Genomic DNA, 2,892 nt, shown 5'->3' with positions numbered 1-2,892 from the left:
ACCCTAGGAGATAAATCTAATGGCTAAGACTCTGCAAGAATTGTTAGCTAGCCGCTCTCCAGAGAGCCAAGCCCGTATTCAAAAAATGGCAGATGAATTACTGCTAGAAAATCAGCTTCATCTTATTCGTGAAGAACTCGAAATCTCTCAAAAGGAGCTTGCTGAAACTTTGGGAATAAAACAGCCATCGCTTTCAGCAATAGAAAATCGTGGCAATGATCTTAAGATTTCAACCATGAAAAAGTATGTTGAGGCAATGGGCGGGAAGCTCCGTATTGATGTAGAGCTTCCAACAGGAAAACATATAGGATTCAATGTTTAACAATAAAAATGGGAGCTAAAGACTCCCATTTTTATATGCGTATAACCGCCATTATGTTAAATGGAACCTTCTTTAGTTGAATATTCATACTTTCAATGGAGCAAAACTTGCAGAATCTTGTCTAATTTGTAATCCTTGCAGCCAAGGGTGTCTAGCTGAGCTAAGGCAGGTATTTGTTGTAGTCGGGCCGCTATAATATTGATAAAGAGCGCCTGTATGTTTAATTTCAAGATTTTTAATAAAGTCTCTACGGAAGTGTTGACGATAAAAAATGACCTTCAGCTTAATTCTGAAATTCAACTTATAACAAAATATAAGACCTCTACTTCTGAAGATTATAAAAAAGCAATTATTTTGATCTTTAAAGAACGTGGTTATTCAGCTTTAGAGATTGGTCAACTATTGGAAAATTAAAGTAAAAGATTTATTCTGATCAGATAGGCACCCTTATTTAAAGGTGCCTATTCATTTTAGAAATTCTTAAATTTCAATCTGACTACCTAGCTCTACCACCCGGTTAGAAGGGATTTTATAAAAATCACTGACAGGGCTGGTATTTTTTTGCATTGCGACAAATAACTTTTCACGCCATGTAGACATCTTGCTGGACAGACTTGGAATTAATCTTTCTCTAGAAACAAAGAAGCTGATATTCATTAAGTCATACTCAAGATCCAGTACTGAAAAAGCTTGTTTCAATGAATGAGGCACATTAGGCTCTTCTTTAAATCCATAATGGATCGTTATTCTGAAAAAACCATTCTCTAGTACTTCAGTAACGATTCGCTTAGCTTCATCAACATACGGGATTTCAGAAGTCTTGATTGTCACCAAAAAATTACGTTCATGCAGAACTTTATTATGCTTTAAATTATGTAAAAGCGCATGGGGTACGACTTGAGGCGTTCCAGTTAAAAATACGGCATTTCCACTCACTTTCTGACCTGTCTGTTCAAGGTGCTCAAGAAACACATTCAGTGGAAGCGTGTCCTTCTGCAGTTTGTCCTGAAGAATCTCTCTGCCTTTTTTCCAGGTCATCATGAGGGTAAAAACAATAACCGCAATAACGACTGGTACCCAGCCTCCAATCAGGACTTTTAATAGGTTTGAACTCAGCAAAACCAGATCAATAAAGGCGAATGGAATAATGAACAGTAAGACTTTCCATGTTTTCCATTTCCAGTAACTATAAGCCAGAAAAGCTACTAACAGTGTGTCACAGAACATGGTCACAGTGACGGCCAGACCATAAGCACCTGCCAACTTGCTGCTACTTTCAAATATTAAGATCAAGATGGTGATAGAGATAAACAGGAGCCAGTTCAGTAATGGAATATAAATTTGTCCAATTTCCGAAGCGGAGGTATGTAAAACTGTAAGCCTAGGTAGATATCCCAACTGTATTGCCTGTTTAGCCATAGAGAATACCCCACTGATTAAAGCCTGTGAGGCAATCACTGCAGCTGCAGTAGCCAGAATAATCATAGGATATAGAAGGGCTGAAGGCAGAAGCAGGTAAAAAGGATTGGTGATAGCCGAAGGATCTCTTAACAGTAACGCTCCTTGTCCAGCATAATTCAGCATCAGACATGGCAGTACAATTAAAAACCAGCCTAACTTGATCGGTAAAATACCAAAATGTCCCATATCCGCATATAAGGCTTCACCACCTGTTACTGTTAAAACCACAGCTCCCATTACAAAAAATGAAATAAGAGGATTGTTAATAACGAATAAAAAAGCCCAGTGTGGGCTGAATAATGCAAGAACAAATGGACTTTGAATAATACTCATAATGCCAATGGCACCAATAGATAGGAACCATAACAGGGTAATAGGACCAAAAAACTTCCCCATCATTGCAGTCCCATGTTTTTGAACGGCAAAGAGAGCTATAAGAATTCCAATACTGATTGGAATAATGAAGCGATCAAATGACGGGGCAGCAACAGAAAGTCCCTCAACTGCAGATAAAACAGAAATAGCAGGGGTGATGATACCGTCACCGAAGAATAAGGATGCTCCAATGAAACCTAAGATAATGATTGCCAGTCTTTTTCCACGGGACAATCCTTTTTGCCTAAGGTTTAAGGCGAGTAATGCCATGATACCCCCTTCACCATTGTTATCAGCTCTCATGATCACCAAAACATATTTAAGCGAAACAATTAAGGTAATGGTCCAAAAGATTAAAGAGAGAATTCCCAGGATATTAAGTTCATTAATAGGTAGCCCGCGTGTCGCATGAAAGCTTTCTTTTAATGCATATAATGGACTCGTTCCTATATCGCCGAATACTACTCCTAGTGCAGCCAGTGTTAATGCTGGTACTGCCGGCTTACTCACATTATTTTGCATATATTTGATTTACAAAATTGGGGAGCCTCGAATTTTATCATCTGGCTTCTTATGAAATTGCCTTGTACATAAAAACCCATACTTTCTTAGAGTGTTATAGTTTTTCTAGCTAAGCCTGCACTATATAGGTGCTATTTCACTTATAAGTAATCCAAAAATATATGATTCTTTAATAGATAATTTTAAGTTTTTTCTAAAATTAACATAATACA

Annotated in this window: 3 protein-coding genes; 2 read left to right on the top strand and 1 reads right to left on the bottom strand. The window is 37.7% G+C overall.

The genetic code is table 11. The features are described from left to right. Positions 1-19 precede the first annotated feature (19 nt). Complete coding sequence (locus tag C3420_RS16655; RefSeq protein ID WP_001140620.1) at positions 20-322, top strand: helix-turn-helix domain-containing protein; 303 nt, start codon at positions 20-22, stop codon at positions 320-322. 216 nt (positions 323-538) lie between these two features. Beyond that, positions 539-736: a hypothetical protein gene (locus C3420_RS16650; RefSeq protein WP_004282105.1), complete on the top strand. Its 198-nt coding sequence runs from the start codon at positions 539-541 to the stop codon at positions 734-736. A gap of 66 nt (positions 737-802) precedes the next feature. Here the strand turns inward: C3420_RS16650 and C3420_RS16645 are convergent, their stop codons facing one another. Next, entirely contained in the window at positions 803-2,680 is a 1,878-nt protein-coding gene (locus tag C3420_RS16645) for a potassium transporter Kup (protein WP_004282101.1), read from the bottom strand. Positions 2,681-2,892 lie beyond the last annotated feature (212 nt).

Source organism: Acinetobacter sp. ACNIH3 (assembly GCF_002918965.1).
GTDB classification, from domain to species: Bacteria; Pseudomonadota; Gammaproteobacteria; order Pseudomonadales; family Moraxellaceae; genus Acinetobacter; species Acinetobacter schindleri.
This window is presented reverse-complemented; position numbering and strand designations above follow the sequence as displayed.

Bases quoted from the DNA above. Each gene is read 5' to 3' on its own strand.
- C3420_RS16655 (WP_001140620.1), top strand. From the start codon at position 20: ATGGCTAAGACTCTGCAAGAATTGTTAGCTAGCCGCTCTCCAGAGAGC.
- C3420_RS16650 (WP_004282105.1), top strand. From the start codon at position 539: ATGTTTAATTTCAAGATTTTTAATAAAGTCTCTACGGAAGTGTTGACG.
- C3420_RS16645 (WP_004282101.1), bottom strand. From the start codon at position 2,680: ATGCAAAATAATGTGAGTAAGCCGGCAGTACCAGCATTAACACTGGCT.